This is a genomic window from Variovorax sp. dw_308, from assembly GCF_019207085.1.
Lineage (GTDB): Bacteria > Pseudomonadota > Gammaproteobacteria > Burkholderiales > Burkholderiaceae_C > Variovorax.
This window is the reverse complement of sequence record NZ_JAATOM010000005.1, coordinates 412663-428439: the sequence shown is the minus strand read 5'-3', so window position 1 is coordinate 428439 and position 15777 is coordinate 412663. Positions and strand designations below refer to the sequence as shown.

The 15777-nt window shown below is 66.4% G+C and carries 11 protein-coding genes; 7 read left to right on the top strand and 4 right to left on the bottom strand.

Annotation, left to right across the window (positions count from 1 at the left end; genetic code table 11):
- Nucleotides 1-38 precede the first annotated feature (38 nt).
- The gene (locus HCU76_RS13855; RefSeq protein ID WP_218509643.1) at nt 39-4178 is read left to right on the top strand and encodes a chemotaxis protein CheB; all 4140 of its coding nucleotides are present in this window, start codon (nt 39-41) and stop codon (nt 4176-4178) included.
- A gap of 19 nt (nt 4179-4197) precedes the next feature.
- Here the strand turns inward: HCU76_RS13855 and glgX are convergent, their stop codons facing one another.
- The gene (gene glgX / locus HCU76_RS13850) at nt 4198-6339 is read right to left on the bottom strand and encodes a glycogen debranching protein GlgX (RefSeq protein ID WP_218509642.1); all 2142 of its coding nucleotides are present in this window, start codon (nt 6337-6339) and stop codon (nt 4198-4200) included.
- Nucleotides 6340-6515: 176 nt separating this feature from the next.
- Between glgX and HCU76_RS13845 the strand changes: the two genes are divergently transcribed.
- From HCU76_RS13845 to HCU76_RS13830, 4 genes are all read left to right on the top strand, one after another.
- Nucleotides 6516-6824 (top strand): UBP-type zinc finger domain-containing protein, encoded by a 309-nt coding sequence (locus HCU76_RS13845; RefSeq protein ID WP_213957230.1) that lies wholly within the window; start codon nt 6516-6518, stop codon nt 6822-6824.
- Nucleotides 6825-6948: 124 nt separating this feature from the next.
- Nucleotides 6949-7524, top strand: coding sequence for a GAF domain-containing protein (locus HCU76_RS13840; protein ID WP_213957229.1), 576 nt, complete (start codon nt 6949-6951; stop codon nt 7522-7524).
- A gap of 7 nt (nt 7525-7531) precedes the next feature.
- The gene (locus tag HCU76_RS13835) at nt 7532-7921 is read left to right on the top strand and encodes a hypothetical protein (RefSeq protein WP_213957228.1); all 390 of its coding nucleotides are present in this window, start codon (nt 7532-7534) and stop codon (nt 7919-7921) included.
- 212 nt (nt 7922-8133) lie between these two features.
- A complete protein-coding gene (locus HCU76_RS13830; RefSeq protein WP_218509641.1) occupies nt 8134-9162 on the top strand; it encodes a hypothetical protein in 1029 nt (342 codons plus the stop codon).
- A gap of 169 nt (nt 9163-9331) precedes the next feature.
- On the opposite strand, the gene HCU76_RS13825 is transcribed toward HCU76_RS13830, so the two are convergent.
- The 3 genes from HCU76_RS13825 to HCU76_RS13815 are packed head-to-tail and all read right to left on the bottom strand — an operon-like array spanning nt 9332 to nt 12992.
- Nucleotides 9332-11197 carry an IlvD/Edd family dehydratase gene (locus HCU76_RS13825; protein ID WP_218509640.1) on the bottom strand — a complete coding sequence of 622 codons (1866 nt, stop codon included), beginning with the start codon at nt 11195-11197 and terminating at the stop codon, nt 9332-9334.
- The gene (gene denD / locus HCU76_RS13820; protein WP_218509639.1) at nt 11197-12213 is read right to left on the bottom strand and encodes a D-erythronate dehydrogenase; all 1017 of its coding nucleotides are present in this window, start codon (nt 12211-12213) and stop codon (nt 11197-11199) included. The genes HCU76_RS13825 and denD overlap by 1 nt, the downstream gene beginning before the upstream one ends.
- Entirely contained in the window at nt 12210-12992 is a 783-nt protein-coding gene (locus tag HCU76_RS13815; protein ID WP_213957224.1) for a FadR/GntR family transcriptional regulator, read from the bottom strand. Before HCU76_RS13815 ends, denD begins: the two co-directional genes overlap by 4 nt.
- Before the next feature lie 169 nt (nt 12993-13161).
- Between HCU76_RS13815 and HCU76_RS13810 the strand changes: the two genes are divergently transcribed.
- The gene (locus HCU76_RS13810; protein ID WP_213957223.1) at nt 13162-14235 is read left to right on the top strand and encodes an ABC transporter ATP-binding protein; all 1074 of its coding nucleotides are present in this window, start codon (nt 13162-13164) and stop codon (nt 14233-14235) included.
- A gap of 60 nt (nt 14236-14295) precedes the next feature.
- Entirely contained in the window at nt 14296-15627 is a 1332-nt protein-coding gene (locus HCU76_RS13805) for an ABC transporter substrate-binding protein (RefSeq protein ID WP_218509708.1), read from the top strand.
- Nucleotides 15628-15777 lie beyond the last annotated feature (150 nt).

Sequence of the window (15777 nt, the reverse complement as noted above, 5' to 3'; positions counted from 1 at the left end):
CCGCCGGACAACAACGCCGGGCCAACGCCATACATCACATGTCGACAACGACACCCTCTTCATCCGACGCGCCCGCCGCGGCAGGCCCGGCCCGCAGTTCGCTGAATTTCCCCGTGGTCGGCATCGGCGCTTCCGCCGGCGGGCTGGAAGCCCTGCTGCGATTCTTCGAACAGATGCCCGCCCACGCCGGCATGGCCTTCGTGGCGATCATGCATCTCTCGCCCAAGCACGAAAGCAGCGCCGCGGCGATCCTGCAGCGCGCCACCCGGATGCCGGTGCGCCAGGTCACCGAGCCGACGAAGATCGAGTCCGACCACGTGTACGTGATCCCCCCGGGCGTCGACCTGCTCATGAACGACGGCTACCTGCAGCCCAAGCCCAGCCAGGGCACGGGCGGACCTCGCATGGCCATCGATGTGTTCTTCCGCACGCTGGCGCAGGTCCATCGCGAGCGCGCAGTGTGCATCGTGCTCTCGGGCACGGGCAGCGACGGATCCGTCGGCCTCACGCGCATCAAGGAGCACGGCGGCATCGCGATGGCGCAGACGCCCGACGACGCGGCCCATGAAGGCATGCCGCGCGCGGCCATCTCCACCGGCATGGTCGACATCGTGCTGCCGGCGGTGGACATGCCGCAGCGCCTGGTCGACCTGTGGCAGAACGCGCGAAATATCCGCCTGCCTGACGCGGAGGACATCGCGCCCTTCATCGAACCGCCCGCCGGCCCCGCCGCCGCCCAGCAGGCCGAGCAGGCCTTGCAGGAAGTGATGGGCTTGCTGCGTGGCTATACGCGGCACGACTTTCGCCACTACAAGCGCGCCACCGTGCTGCGCCGCATCGAGCGGCGGCTGCAGGTCAACCGCCTCGCCGACCTGCCCGCCTACCGCGACCACCTGCGCGACCACCCCGAAGAAGCCGTCCCGCTGCTGCAGGACATGCTGATCAGCGTCACCAACTTCTTCCGCGACCGCGACGCTTTCGAGGCGCTGGAGCGCGAGGCGATTCCCGCGCTGTTCACGGACAAGGAGCCGGGCGAGCAGGTGCGCGCCTGGGCCGCCGGCTGCGCCACCGGCGAAGAGGCCTACTCGCTCAGCGTGCTGCTGCGCGAGGCGGCCGAGCTGCACGACAAGCCGGTCGAGGTGCAGGTATTCGCCACCGATATCGACGAGCGTGCGATTGCAGTCGCGCGCAAGGGCAGCTACCCCGAAGGCATCGTCGCGGACATCTCGCCGGCACGGCTGCGCCAGTACTTCCTGAAGGACCAGGACCGCTTCCGCGTCGCCGGCATGGTGCGCGAGCAGGTGCTCTTCGCAGTGCACGACCTGCTGCGCGACCCGCCGTTCTCGCGGCTCGACCTGATCTGCTGCCGCAACCTGCTGATCTACCTCGATCGCGAGGCGCAGGCGCGTGCACTCGAGATATTCCGCGTGGCGCTTCGCCCGGGCGGCTACCTGTTCCTCGGCTCATCCGAATCGGCCGACGCGGCAGGCAACCTGTTCACCGCGGTCGACAAGAAGCACCGCATCTTCCGCGCCAATCCGCAGGCGACGCATGCGCGCCATCTGCCGCTGATCAGCGACCTGCCCGGCGACCGGCCCAAGGTCGCACGCACGGGCCTGCATCCGAATGCGGTGCGCCACGAGCGTCCGGGTTTTGCGGAGCTCCACCTGCGCGCATTGGAGCAACTGTCGCCGCCGAGCGTGCTGCTGGATGCCGATCACAACGTGCTGCATCTTTCCGACGGCGTCGGCCGCTTCCTCGAACGCGCGGGCGGCGAGCCGTCGCACAACCTGCTTCACAACGTCCGCCCGGACATCCGGCTCGAACTGCGCACCGCGCTGTTCCGCGCCGCGCAGACCAACCGCAGCGTCGAGACGCGCATCGCCCAGAAGCGCGGCGATGGCCGCAAGGTCTATCTCAATCTCACGGTGCGTCCTCTCGAGCAGGATGAAGGTCGTCCGCCGCTGATGCTGGTGGTGTTCGACGAGGTCGATGAGAGCCTGGGCGTCGACAAGGACGCCGCGCCAGACGTCGCGCGCGAGCTCATGGTCAGCCAGCTCGAGGAAGAGATCCGCCAACTCAAGCTGCATCTCCAGAACACGCTCGAAAGTTCCGAAAGCTCGACCGAGGAACTCAAGGCGTCCAACGAGGAACTGCAGGCCATCAACGAAGAGTTGCGCTCCGCAACCGAGGAACTGGAAACCAGCAAGGAAGAGCTGCAGTCGATCAACGAGGAACTCATCACCGTCAACTACGAGCTCAAGGTCAAGGTCGAGGAGCGCGGCAACATCAACGACGACCTGCAGAACCTGATCGCATCGTCGGAAGTCGCCACCGTGTTCGTCGACCAGGCGATGCGCATCAAGCGCTACACGCCGCATGCGAGCACCCTCTTCAACCTCATTCCATCGGACCTCGGCCGGCCGTTGTTCGACATGACGAGCCGCCTCGACTATCCCGACCTGGCGCAAGACGCCGAGGCAGCCTTCCAGAAGCTGCGCGCCATCGAGCGGCGCGTCCAGAGCACCGATGGCCGGCACTTCGTCGCGCGCATCCTGCCGTACCGCACCGCCGGCGACAAGATCGACGGTGCCGTGCTCAACTTCTTCGACGTGACGGAGTTGCGCCGGGCCGAGGAGCAGGTGCGCGCCGGCGAGGAACGCCTGCGCGTGGCCGCATCGACGACGCGCGACTTCGCGATCATCACCACCGACGAGGGCGGCGCCATCGTCACCTGGAATGCGGGTGCGCAACGCATCTTCGGCTACCGCGACGACGAGATGATCGGCCGCCCGTTCGCGGCCATCTTCACGCCGGAAGACCGGGCCAAGGGCGTGCCCGAAGCGGAGCTGCGCAAGGCCCGCGAGGAAGGCCGCTCGGAAGACGAGCGCTGGCATCAACGCAAGGACGGCAGCCGCCTGTTCTGCAGTGGCGTCACCACGCCGCTGGAGAGCGATGTCGGCAAGGGCTTCGCCAAGATCGCGCGCGACATGACCGGCACCAAGCAGCAGGAGATGGCGCAGGAGCACCTGCTGTACAAGGAGCAGCGCGCCAGCCTCAACGCGCAGACCGCCAACGAGCTGAAGGACAAGTTCCTGGCCGTGATGTCGCACGAACTCAAGCAGCCGCTCAACCTGATCCAGATGAATGCCGAGTTGCTCACGCGGCTGCCCGAGGTCGCCGGGCATCCGGGCGTACGGCGCATCGGCGAGACCATCAAGCGCGCCGTCGGCAGCCAGAGCAAGATCATCAACGACCTGCTCGACCTGCTCGACCTGTCGCGCATCCGCACCGGCAAGCTGCGCCTGAACCGCACGGCGGTGGCACTCGACGAGGTGGCGCACACGCTGGCGCATGCCGGGTCGGCCGACCTCGAACGCAAGAAGCTGGCGCTGGAAGTGAATGCGGAGGAAGGCCTGGTCTGCCACGGTGACCGGGTGCGTATCGAACAGGTGGTGTGGAACCTGATCAACAACGCGGTCAAGTTCACGCCCGAAGGCGGCCGCATCACCGTCGAGGCGGTACGCGAGGGCGACATGGCGCGGATCTCGGTGTCCGACACCGGCTCCGGCATTGCGCCGGAGTTCGTGCCGCATGTGTTCGGCATGTTCAACCAGGCAGGCGGCGAGGACACGGCGGCCAATACGGGGCTGGGCATCGGGCTGGCGCTGGTGCAGGAACTGACGCACGCGCATGGCGGTGAGGTTGCGGTGGCGTCCGATGGCCTGGGCAAGGGCGCCACCTTCACGGTGCGTTTTCCATTGCAGGAGGGATTGGCGCAAGCCACGCCGGAGCAGCCCGCGAAGGCCGTGAGCTTCGCCCATTGGCGCGTGCTCGCCGTCGACGATTACGCCGAAGGCCTCATGCCGTTCGCGGAAGTGCTGCGCCTCGAAGGCGCGATCGTCGACGTTGCCCAAAGCGGCCAGAGTGCGCTCGCCATGCTCGAAGCCAACAAGTACGACTTGCTGATCTCCGATCTCGGCATGCCGGGCATGGACGGCTACGAACTCATCGCCGAGGTCCGTCGTCGGCCGGCCAGCGCCGATATTCCCGCCATTGCGATGTCCGGTTACGGTCGCCGCGCCGATGCGCGGCGGGCGCTGAACGCCGGCTTCAACGCGCACGTGCCGAAGCCGGCTTCGGTCGAGGAACTGAAGGCGGTGCTGGGCCGGCTCTGACGCCCCCGGCCCGGCGGGCTCAGGGCGAGTGGAACACCAGCATCGACCGCCCGGTCACCATGTAGCGATGCCCCGGCCGGAACACATCCTCTTCCTGCACCTCCAGCGCCGTATCGACCACGCGCGTCCAGACCTTGCCCCTGGCCCTGCCGCGTGACGGCAGCCTGAATTCGAGCGCGCCTTCCCACGCGTTGAACACCATCAGCACGCTCGCATCGGCCACTGGCTGGGGCAGCGACGAGCCCGGCACGCTGCCTTCCAGCAGCAAGCCGAAGCAACGGGTCTGAGGATCGTGCCAGTGGCTCGCGTGCATCTCGGCGCCGCTGGGCAGGCGCCAGGTCGCGTCTCGCAGGCGGGTGCCTTCGACGGTCTTGCCGGTCAGGAAGCGGTTGCGGCGCAGCACCGGCAGCGTCTTCCGCAGATGCATGAGGTGCTGCACGAACTGCCTCAACGCCCTGCTGGGCGCCTCGCCGGCCGCGTCCCAGTCGACCCAGCTGATGAAGTTGTCCTGGCAATAGGCGTTGTTGTTGCCCTGCTGCGTGCGGCCGAACTCGTCGCCGGCGAGCAGCATCGGCGTGCCCTGCGAGAGCAGCAGCGTGGCCAGCAGGTTGCGTTGCTGGCGCGCGCGCAGCGTGAGCACTTCTTCGTCGTCGGTGACGCCTTCGGCACCACAGTTCCAGGAGCGGTTGTGCGAGTGGCCGTCGCGGTTGTCCTCGCCGTTGGCCTCGTTGTGCTTGTCGTTGTAGCTCACAGTGTCGGCTAGCGTGAAGCCGTCGTGCGCGGTGATGAAGTTGACGCTGGCCCACGGCCTGCGGCCGCGGTGGTTGAAGCAGTCGCCGCTGGCGGTGAGGCATTGCGCGAGCGCTGGCGCCATGCCCTCGTCGCCCTTCCAGAAGGCGCGCACGTTGTCGCGGAACTTGTCGTTCCATTCGGCCCAGCCCGGCGGAAAGCGGCCGACCTGGTAGCCGCCGGGCCCGATGTCCCACGGCTCGGCGATGAGCTTGACGCTGGAGAGCACCGGGTCCTGCCGGCAACTGTCCAGGAAGCCGCCGCCCTCGTCGAAGCCATGCGGTTCGCGCGCGAGGATCGTGGCCAGGTCGAAGCGGAAGCCGTCGACGCGCATCTCGGTCACCCAGTAGCGCAGGCTGTCGGTCACCATCTGCAGCACGCGCGGATGACTCAGGTTGACGGTGTTGCCGGTGCCGGTGTCGTTGATGTAGTAGCGCGGGCCGGGGCCGTCGTGGTTGGGCATCAGGCGGTAGTAGCTCGCGTTGTCGATGCCCTTGAAGGACAGCGTCGGGCCGAGTTCGTTGCCCTCGGGCGTGTGGTTGTAGACCACGTCGAGGATCACCTCCAGCCCGTGCGCATGGAAGCGGTCGACCATGTGCTTGAACTCGTCGATGTTCGGGCCGTCCAGGTAGCGCTGGTCGAGCGCGAAGAAGCCGATGGTGTCGTAGCCCCAGAAGTTGATCAGTCCCTTTTCGGTGAGGAAGGGCTGGTTCAGGAACATCTGGATCGGCAGCAGTTCCACGCTGGTCACGCCCAGCTCGCGGATCGGGCCGAGGACCTCGTCGCGTGCCAGTCCGGCGAAGGTGCCGCGCATGTGCTCCGGCACGCCGGGATGCTTCATCGTGAAGCCGCGCACATGCGTCTCGTAGAACACGGTCTGGTTCCACGGCACGCGCACCGCATCCGTCTGCGTCCACTTGAAGCGCGAATCCACCACCACGCACTTGGGCATGAAGGGTGCGCTGTCGCGCTCGTCGAAGCTCAGGTCGCCGTCCGGATGGCCGACGGTGTAGCCGAACACCTCGGGGCCCCACTTGAGCTCGCCCATGTGCGCCTTGGCATAGGGGTCGAGTAGCAGCTTGTGGTGGTTGAAACGGTGGCCCTTCGCGGGTTCATACGGGCCGTGCACGCGCAGGCCGTAGCGCGTGCCCGGCAACAGGCCCGGCACGAAGCCGTGCCAGACCTCGTCCGTGTATTCGGGCAGCGTGATGCATTCCGTCTCGTTGGTGCCCGACTCGTCGTAGAGGCAAACCTGTACCTTGGTCGCGTGCGCGGAGAACACGGCGAAGTTGACGCCCCGCCCGGTGTACGTGGCGCCAAGCGGGTGCGGTGCGCCTTCTTCGAGCGCGTGGCGGTAACCGGGGTCTGGCATCGAGGCTCCAGGCAAAGAGCAGTACTTTGCAGTATTGCGGCAAAAGCCGGAATGGACGGCCCGCCGGACTTTACGTAGGCCAACAGCCATCTGCAAGGCGCGTGCCCGCCCGAATTGACTGGCAGGGTCGCGGTCTCCATGGGAACATGTCGCCTCCGACGCACGGGAGAAACGTCATGAGCAAGCACTGTACGCACACCGGCAGCATCACGCGCGTGGTGCCGAGCGCCCCGGGTTGCGAGGAATGCCTGAAGGCCGGCAGCCGCTGGGTGCACTTGCGCCTGTGTCGCACATGTGGACACGTCGGCTGTTGCGACGACTCGCCCCATCGCCACGCCACTGCGCACTTTCACGCAACACAGCATCCGATCATCGAAGGCTATGACCCGCCCGAGGGCTGGGGATGGTGCTTCGTCGACCGCGTGGCGCTGGACCTGGGCGAGGACACTACGCCGCAGAACGGGCCGATTCCGCGTTACGTGTGAGTCAGGGGCATGCGCGCATCTGCGCTGGTCAGGCTACAGTGCTTGTTCGGCAAACGTGGGATTCAAGGGAGGAACAAAAGGGCTGGCTGAGCGTTTGCCACTGGTGGTCAACCCGAAAATCAATATGTACGCATTACATTCTGCAGACTACGCGCCCGATGCCTTCGAGGTCCGGGTTTCCGAGTTGCTCGTTGCCACCGCCGAGGGTGGCGACGCGCTCATCAGCAGCGCCGTCACCGAGGTGCTGCAACTGTTGCGCGAGAAACTCAACATGGACGTGGTGTTCGTCTCCGAGTTCGTCGACGGTCACCGCGTGTTCCGCCGCGTCGAGGCCGATGCCGGCAAGCGCGTGTTCGAGGAGGGGCAGTCGCATCCGCTCGAATACACCTTCTGCCAGCGCGTGGTCGACGGCAGGCTGCCGCAGATGGTCAAGCACTGGTCGACCGATCCGGCCACGCAGGGCATGCCCAAGCTGCCTTTCCCGATCGGCAGCTATCTCAGCGTGCCGGTGGTGTTGCGCGACGGGAACGTCTACGGCACGCTCTGCTGCTTCAGCTTCGCAGAGAACGATGCGCTCACGCAGCGGGACCTCAAGAAGCTGGAGATGTCGGCGCAGTTCACGGCACGCCGCATCGACGAGGTTCGCGAGCGAGACGCGGCGGCCGCGGCCGCAACGCCGGCGCCGCGGCGCGACCATTGATTGCTCAATGCAAACTCGCAAGTACACCGGCCTCAGCAATGCCTCGCTGCATGACGATGGGCTGACCTTCAACATCACCATCGATACGGAGGATGGCGCGGTCCCGCTCGAAGTGCCTGTGGCTGAAATCAGCAAGCTCACGCACATGCTGGCGAAGGTGTCGATTGCCTCCGGCGAGATCCGGGCGCTGCCGCGGCACTTTGGCGGGGACGGCACACTGACCTTGCGCCCGGTCGACGCCAGCGCGATGGCCGTGATGAAAGGCGAACCCGGGCGCGCGCTGGTGCTGCTGCAGGTCGGCGCGACCACGATGGCCTATTCGCTGGATGCCCGGCAGGTGGTGGCTTTCTCGCAGGAACTGCAAGGGGTGGTGGGGCAATTGGGTGCGGCGGAATAACGGCGTGCCCAGCCCATTGGGTCCGCCGGATCCACGCGCCCGTTGCAGGCCAAACTTTTGTCATGAACCGGGGTCCGGGCTGCGGGCCATGGTGGTCGGCAGACGGGGGCTGCGGCTATCATTTCCCGCTTCCCAAGGGAGCACGCAGCCACGGCCGACGGTGCCCCAGCCGCATGTCCGTGCCCCGGATGCGCAGAACACCCCCGGTAAACGTGCCCGACCTTCAGAACCCCCACTTTTCACTCACCGGCATGCCCACGCACGACAGTACCGCTGACCGCATCTCGATGGTCATCCCCGACGAGGCCGGCGGGGTGATGGACTATGCCCACGCGATGGCCGAGCGCATGGGCAATGCCCGCGTGCTCGGGTACCGCAAGGACCTCGAGGTCGACGGCGACGCCGTGCTGCTGCATGTCAGCGGGTACGGCTACTCGCGCTACGGCGCCCCCTTCCACCTGTTGAACTGGGTCAAGCGCAACAAGCCGCGCATGAAGCGCTTCGGCGTCTTCATGCACGAGGCCTACGCCGTCAGCAACCGCATCACTTCGTCCGTGTTCTGGGTCTGGCGCGCGCAGCGCTACATCGCGAGCCAACTGGCCAGGGAATCCGAGTTCTGGATCTCGAACACCCACTACATCCACGACTGGCTGGAGACGCAGGCCGGTCACCTGCCGCATCTGTGGATGCCGATCTATTCCACGGTCGGCGAGCTTTCCGGGTTGCCGGCGGTGCGCGAGAAGAAACTGATCGTGTTCGGCACGGCGCCCGTGCGCGTCAACACCTGGCGCGCGGGTGGCGAGGCGCTGTTTCGCTGGGCCGCCGCGAGCGGGCTGGAAATCCATGACATCGGATCGCCGGTGAAAGACCCGGAAATCGCAGCCTTGTTGAAGTCGCATGGCGTCATCGAGCATGGTCGGCTGTCGGTCGAGGCGATATCCGCGCTGATGCGCACCGCAACCTACGGCGTGGTCGCCTACTCGCCACACGACGTGGCCAAGAGCGGCATCTTCGGGTCCTATTGCGCGCACGGCGCGGTGCCCGTGCTGCTGTCGCCCAACACCGGTGCCTACGACGGCCTGGCGCCCGGCGTGCAGTACCTCAAGGGCATCCCGCCTGCCGATCAGTCCCCCGCCGAGGTCGCGCGCATGTCGCGGGCGGCCTTCGACTGGTACCAGGGGCACAGCATCGCGGCGACCTGCGATCCGATCGAAGCGCTGCTGCGCCCGAAGAAGATGTGAATATTTCTACTGCGGCCGCCGATCTCGGGTCCGCAGTGTTGGCTCCGGCGTGACAAGCGCTTTGCGCAGTTGTCAGCCTATGCCGCAACTGCGTTGTCACCGCCGAGAGTGCGGTTCCGCGCCGCAGACCCGACCTCGGCGCCCTCGCTACGAAATCTTCACGCCTTCATCAGTGGTTGTCTCGAGGCACGCCAAACGTGGCGTGGATGCGCTGGTACTTCACCGCCGGCTTCAGCACCATGCCCTCCGACAACTCGGCCACGACGCTGCGCTGGATCTCCTGCCACGGCGTCTGGCTCGGCGGGTACTTGTAGCCGCCGGCCGCGTCGAGCTTCTCCCGGCGCAACTTCAGTTCCTCGTCCGACACCAGCATGTTGGCCGTGCGCTTCTTCAGGTCGATGCGGATGCGGTCGCCGGTCTGCACCAGCGCCAGGTTGCCGCCGGTCGCCGCTTCGGGTGAGGCATTGAGGATCGACGGCGAACCCGAGGTGCCCGACTGCCGACCGTCGCCGATGCAAGGCAATGCGGTGATGCCCTTCTTCAGCAGGTAGTCCGGCGCGCGCATGTTGACCACTTCCGCCGCGCCCGGATAGCCGACCGGCCCCACGCCGCGCATGAACAGCACGCTGTGCGCGTCGATCTTCATCTTCGGGTCGTCGATGCGGTGGTGGTAGTCCTCCGGGCCGTCGAACACGACGGCGGTGCCCTCGAAAGCCATCGGGTCCTTCTCGTCCTCGAGGTAGCGCTTCCTGAATTCGTCGGTGATCACGCTGGTCTTCATGATCGCGGAGTCGAACAGGTTGCCCTTGAGGTTGAGGAAGCCGGCATCCTTCTTCATCGGCTTGTTGTAGGCAAAGATCACCTTGCGGTCGCTGGTGAATTGGCCTTCGCAGTTGTCCTTGAGCGTCTTGCCGTTGGCCGTCATCGCGGGCTTGATCTTGTCCTTGGCAACGAGTTCGGCCACCACGGCGGGCACGCCGCCGGCACGATAGAAGTCTTCGCCGAGGTACTCGCCTGCGGGCTGCAGGTTCACCAGCAACGGCACCTTGTAGCCGTGCTTTTCCCAGTCGTCCGTGCTCAGCTCCACGCCGATGTGCCGCGCGATCGCGTTCAGGTGGATCGGTGCGTTGGTCGAGCCGCCGATCGCCGAGTTCACGATGATCGCGTTCTCGAAGGCTTCGCGCGTGAGGATGTCGGACGGCTTGAGGTCCTCGCGCACCATCTCGACGATGCGCTTGCCGGTCATGTACGCCATCTCCTGCCGGTCGCGGTACGGCGCGGGAATGGCGGCGCTGCCCGGCAATGTCAGCCCCAGTGCCTCGGCCAGCGAATTCATCGTCGAGGCCGTGCCCATGGTGTTGCAGTGGCCGGTCGACGGCGCGGACGAAGCCACCAGTTTCAGGAAGCCTTCGTAGCCGATCTCCCCTGCGGCCATCATCTCGCGCGCACGCCAGACGATGGTGCCCGAGCCGGTGCGCTCACCATTGAACCAGCCGTTGAGCATCGGCCCGGCGTTCAGTGCGATCGCCGGGATGTCGACCGTGGCCGCGGCCATGATCTGCGCCGGCGTGGTCTTGTCGCAGCCGGTGGTCAGCACCACGCCGTCAATCGGATAGCCGTACAGGATCTCGACCAGCGAGAGGTATTGCAGGTTGCGGTCGAGCGAGGCGGTCGGGCGCTTGCAAGTCTCTTGAATGGGATGGATCGGGAATTCGAAGGCGATGCCACCCGCGTCGCGGATGCCCTCGCGCACGCGCTCGGCCAGCACGATGTGATGGCGGTTGCACGGCGCGATATCGGAGCCGGTCTGCGCGATGCCGATGATCGGCCGGCCCGACTGCAACTCGTCGAAGCTCAGGCCGAAGTTCATCGTGCGCTCGAGGTAGAGCGCGGTCATGTCCGCGTTGTTGGGGTTGTCGAACCAGGCTTGCGAGCGCAGGCCGGTGGGCTTGCCCTTGACGGCCTTGGCCTTCGAGGTCTTGGAGGCGCCCTTGGCGGTGGCCTTGGCCTTCTTGTCGGACTTGTCGGTTTTCATCAGTTCATTCCCTTCAGGGTTTCGTTCGCGTTGGGTAGTGCCGCGCAGTCGGCCACGTACTGCCGGATGATGTCGGCGAAGTTGTCGTGCGGATGCAGGCCCAGCTTGCCCGCGCGCGCGGCGGTCGCGCCCGTGGGCCAGTTGGCCACGATGCCGGCGATGCGCTCGTCGCGTTCGAAGCGCACCAGCCCGCGCACCTTGGCGCCCGCCACTTCCTCGAGTGCGTCGAGCATGTCGCCCACGCGCACGTTGATCGACGGCAGGTTGAGCGCGAGCCGGCCCTCGAAGGCCTCGCGGCTGGCTTCGTAGACGGCAATCAATCCATCGATGGTGCGGCCCGGCGAGGACATCGGATGCGACACGTCGGCCGACACCGGGCAGATAGCTTCCACACCGGCCAGCGGCTCGCGGATGATGCCGCTGAAGAAGGAGGAGGCCGCGCCATTTGGCCGGCCCGGACGCACCGTCACGGTCATGAGTCGCGCGGCGCGGCCGTCGACATAACCCTTGCGCGTGTAGTCGGCAATCAGGTGTTCGCAGATCAGCTTCTGCACGCCATAGGAGGTCTGCGGCGCCGGCAGCGTGTCGTCGGCCACGAGCTTGGGCATCGGCACGGCCGCGTCCGGCCCGAACACCGCCACCGAGCTGGAGAACAGGAAGCGCGGCACCTTGCCGCCCGCGGTGACGTTGGCGCGGATCGCGTCGAGCAGGGCGCGCGTGCTGTCGAGGTTGGACCGCATGCCGAGGTCGAAGTCCAGTTCGCACTCGCCCGACACGGCCGACGCCAGGTGGAAGATCCCATCGAAGGACTCCGTGCGCAGCGCGTCGGTTTGCGTGAGCAACGGACCGGTGCGGGCCTCGACCCGGGCATCGGCCAGCAGGTCGGCCGGTGGCGGGGCGATGTCCGTCAGCACGATGCGGTCGACGGGTTGGCCGGCCAGCGTGCCGCGTTGCAGCAGCGTGCGCGCAAGCCGTGCGCCGACGAAGCCACCGCCTCCGGTGATCATCAGTTTCATGGGATTTCCTTGTGTTGATGGGTTGCCTTGGCGGCGGCCTGCCGGCGCCTGCCGTGGATGATTCCGCCCTCGACGAGCCGTTGCTCGCCGCGGATCAGGTGTTCGTTTGCGTGGTGGCGTGCGGCCACCGGGTCGCGCGCCGCAATGGCCTCGTAGATGGCCCGGTGCTCGGCCTGCACGGCCACCATGAAGTCGGACCGCCGCGCCTCGTTGCCGCGCGTGATGCGCATGCCCTCGCGCAGGTATTGCTCCAGGAAGCCGAGCAGCAGCCGGAACTGCGGGTTGCCGGTCGATTCGCCAATGACCCGATGGAATTCAAGGTCTTCCGCCACGCCATCCTGCCCCGCGGCCACGGCGTCGTCGATGCCCTTGAGCGCACGGCGCAGGGCGGCGATCTGGCTGCGCGTGGCGCGCTCGGCCGCCAGCGCGGCAATCTCGCCCTCCAGCACGCGCCGCACTTCCACCACATGCACCACCGACTGCACCGAGTCGAGCACGGTCGGGTCGAACATCAGGGGCTGGTTGACGGGGCTCGGCGCCACGAACACGCCCGAGCCCTGGCGCGATTGCACCAGGGCGCGGGACTTGAGCTGGTGCACTGCCTCGCGCACCACCGTGCGCGACACGCCGTGCGCCAGCGCGAGTTGCTGCTCGGTCGGCAGCCGGTCGCCGGGGCGCAGCACACCCGTATCGATCTGCGCGCTCAGGCGCGCGGCCAGCCGGTCTGACAGGCGATCGACGGTGAGCGGGGGAGGGGCGGAAAGAGCAGAGGTCCGCATGGGCGCGGAGGAAATGGACGTAGTTATGTGGTCATCATACAAATTTCCGGGGGTTAGTGCGTAACGGTTTGCCCTGATAGCGCTGCCAAGTCGCACCGCGAATACTGCGCGGCTGCCAACCCGTTATCGGTTGCCGACGATTGACTTGCGAACTTTCAGGACCCAGTGCATGGCCAGTGTCACGATCCAGTCGGTGAAGAAGAACTTCGGAGAGGTGCCCATCCTCCATGGCGTGGACATCGATATCCAGGACGGCTCCTTCACCGTGCTCGTGGGCCCGTCGGGCTGCGGCAAGTCCACGCTGCTGCGCATGATCGCGGGGCTGGAGCAGATCAACGGCGGCGAGATCCGTATCGGCGACAAGCGCGTCAACGATCTGCCGCCCAAGGAACGCGACATCGCAATGGTGTTCCAGAACTACGCGCTCTATCCGCACATGACGGTGCGCGACAACATGGCCTTCGCGCTCGCGCTGGCCAAGACCGACAAGCCGACCATCGAATCCAAGGTGAAGCGCGCCGCCGAGATCCTCGCGCTCACGCCCTTGCTCGATCGCTATCCGCGCCAGTTGTCGGGCGGCCAGCGCCAGCGCGTCGCCATGGGCCGGGCCATCGTGCGCGACCCGCAGGTGTTCCTGTTCGACGAGCCCCTGTCCAACCTCGACGCCAAGCTGCGCGTGGCCATGCGCAGCGAGATCAAGGAACTGCACCAGCGCCTGAAGACCACCTCGATCTACGTCACGCACGACCAGATCGAGGCCATGACCATGGGCGACAAGATCGTCGTCATGCGCGACGGCCGCATCGAGCAGACCGGCAGTCCGCTCGACCTCTACGACAACCCGGCCAACCAGTTCGTGGCGGGCTTCATCGGCTCGCCGGCGATGAACTTCCTGCCGGGCACCTTGCATCGCAATGGCAGCGGCGCGTATGTGGAACTGAACGACGGCACGCGGCTCGACGCACCGGTTCGCGCGGGTGGCATCGACGGCCAGCCGGTCGTCTACGGCACGCGGCCGGAACACCTGTCGCTGGCGGATTCGGGCGGCATTCCATCGCAGGTGGTGGTGATGGAGCCGACCGGCATGGACACATTCGTCGCCTGCCGGCATGAAGGCGCCGACCTCTCCGCCGTGTTCCGCGAGCGATACGACTTCGCACCCGGCAGCACCATCCTGCTGCAGCCGGACCTGCAGCGCGCACACCTTTTCGACGCGAGCAACGGGCACAGGCTCGTGGCTTGATCACCACGACAGTTCCACTTCCACCGGCACGTCAAACCCCCAGGAGACGACATGACATCCATGAGTGACTTCAACAACCGCCGCAAGATCCTCAAAGGCTCGGCCGGCTTCGCTGCCGCAGCCACTGTCGGCACCGGCTCCGTGCTGTTCTCGTCGCTGGCGCAGGCGCAGAACATGACCTTCAAGCCCGAGAAGGGCGCCAAGTTGCGCGTGCTGCGGTGGAGCCGCTTCGTGCAGGGCGACATCGACACCTACATGGCCAACGTCAAGAAGTTCCAGGACGCCACCGGCATCGAGGTGCGCGTCGACAACGAAGGCTGGGAAGACGTGCGCCCCAAGGCAGCGGTGGCCGCCAACACCGGCGCCGGCCCGGACATCATCCTGTCGACCAACGACGACGCCAACCTCTACCCCGACAAGCTGCTCGACTGCACCGATCTGGCCGAATACCTCGGCAAGAAATACGGCGGCTGGTATCCCGCCGCGGAGGCCTTCATGCGCCCCGACGGCAAGAAGTGGCTGGGCCTGCCGTTGGGCGCCTCGGGCTCGCTCATGGTGTATCGCGAGAGCATGCTCAAGGCCGCCGGCTACGACGCCTTCCCCAAGAACACCGACGACTTCCTGAAGATGTACAAGGCCCTGAAGGAAAAGGGCACGCCGGGCGGCATGGCGCTCGGCAACGCCACCGGCGACAGTACCTGGTGCAACTGGCTCACCTGGGCCTTCGGCGGCAAGCTGGTGGACAAGAGCAACAAGGTCGTCCTCGACAGCCCCGAGACCCTGAAGGCGCTGGAGTACGCCAAGGAGCTCTACGCCAACTTCATCCCCGGCACGCTGTCCTGGCTGGACCCGAACAACAACAAGGCCTTCCTCGACGGGCAGATCAGCGTCACCAACAACGGCATCTCGGTCTACTACGCGGCCAAGAACTCGCCGGACCCGAAGGTCAAGGAAATGGCGGCCGACATCAACCATGCCGTCTTCCCGGTCGGGCCGGTGGGCGTGCCGACCGAGTCGCACCTGTTCTTCAACCAGATGATCATGAAGTACACCAAGTACCCGCAGGCCTCCAAGGAGTTCCTGCGCTTCATGATGGAGAAGGAGCAGTTCGACGCCTGGCTGATCGGCGCCGGCGGCTACGTCGCGCAACCGCTGCGCGCCTACGAGGCCAATTCGATCTGGACCTCCGACCCGAAGAACACGCCCTACCGCGACTCGGTCAAGAACCTGCGCCCGGCCGGTTACGACGGCAAGCTGGGCTATGCCTCGGCCGGCGTCGCGGCGGACTTCATCATTCCGAACATGGTGGCGGAAGCAGCGAGCGGTTCGAAGACGCCGAAGGAAGCCGCCGAGCGTGCGCAGAAGCGCGCCGAGCGTTACTACAAGGTCTAAGAAGGTGTGAATCTTTCTACTGCGGCCACCGATCTCGGGTCTGCGGTGCTCGCCGTACGGGAGTACGGCTCCGCTCCTCAACCCGACCTCGATGCCCTCGCTACGAAAGCTTCACGCCTTCTGCGCGGCACTTCCGAGCCCGCGCCGCTC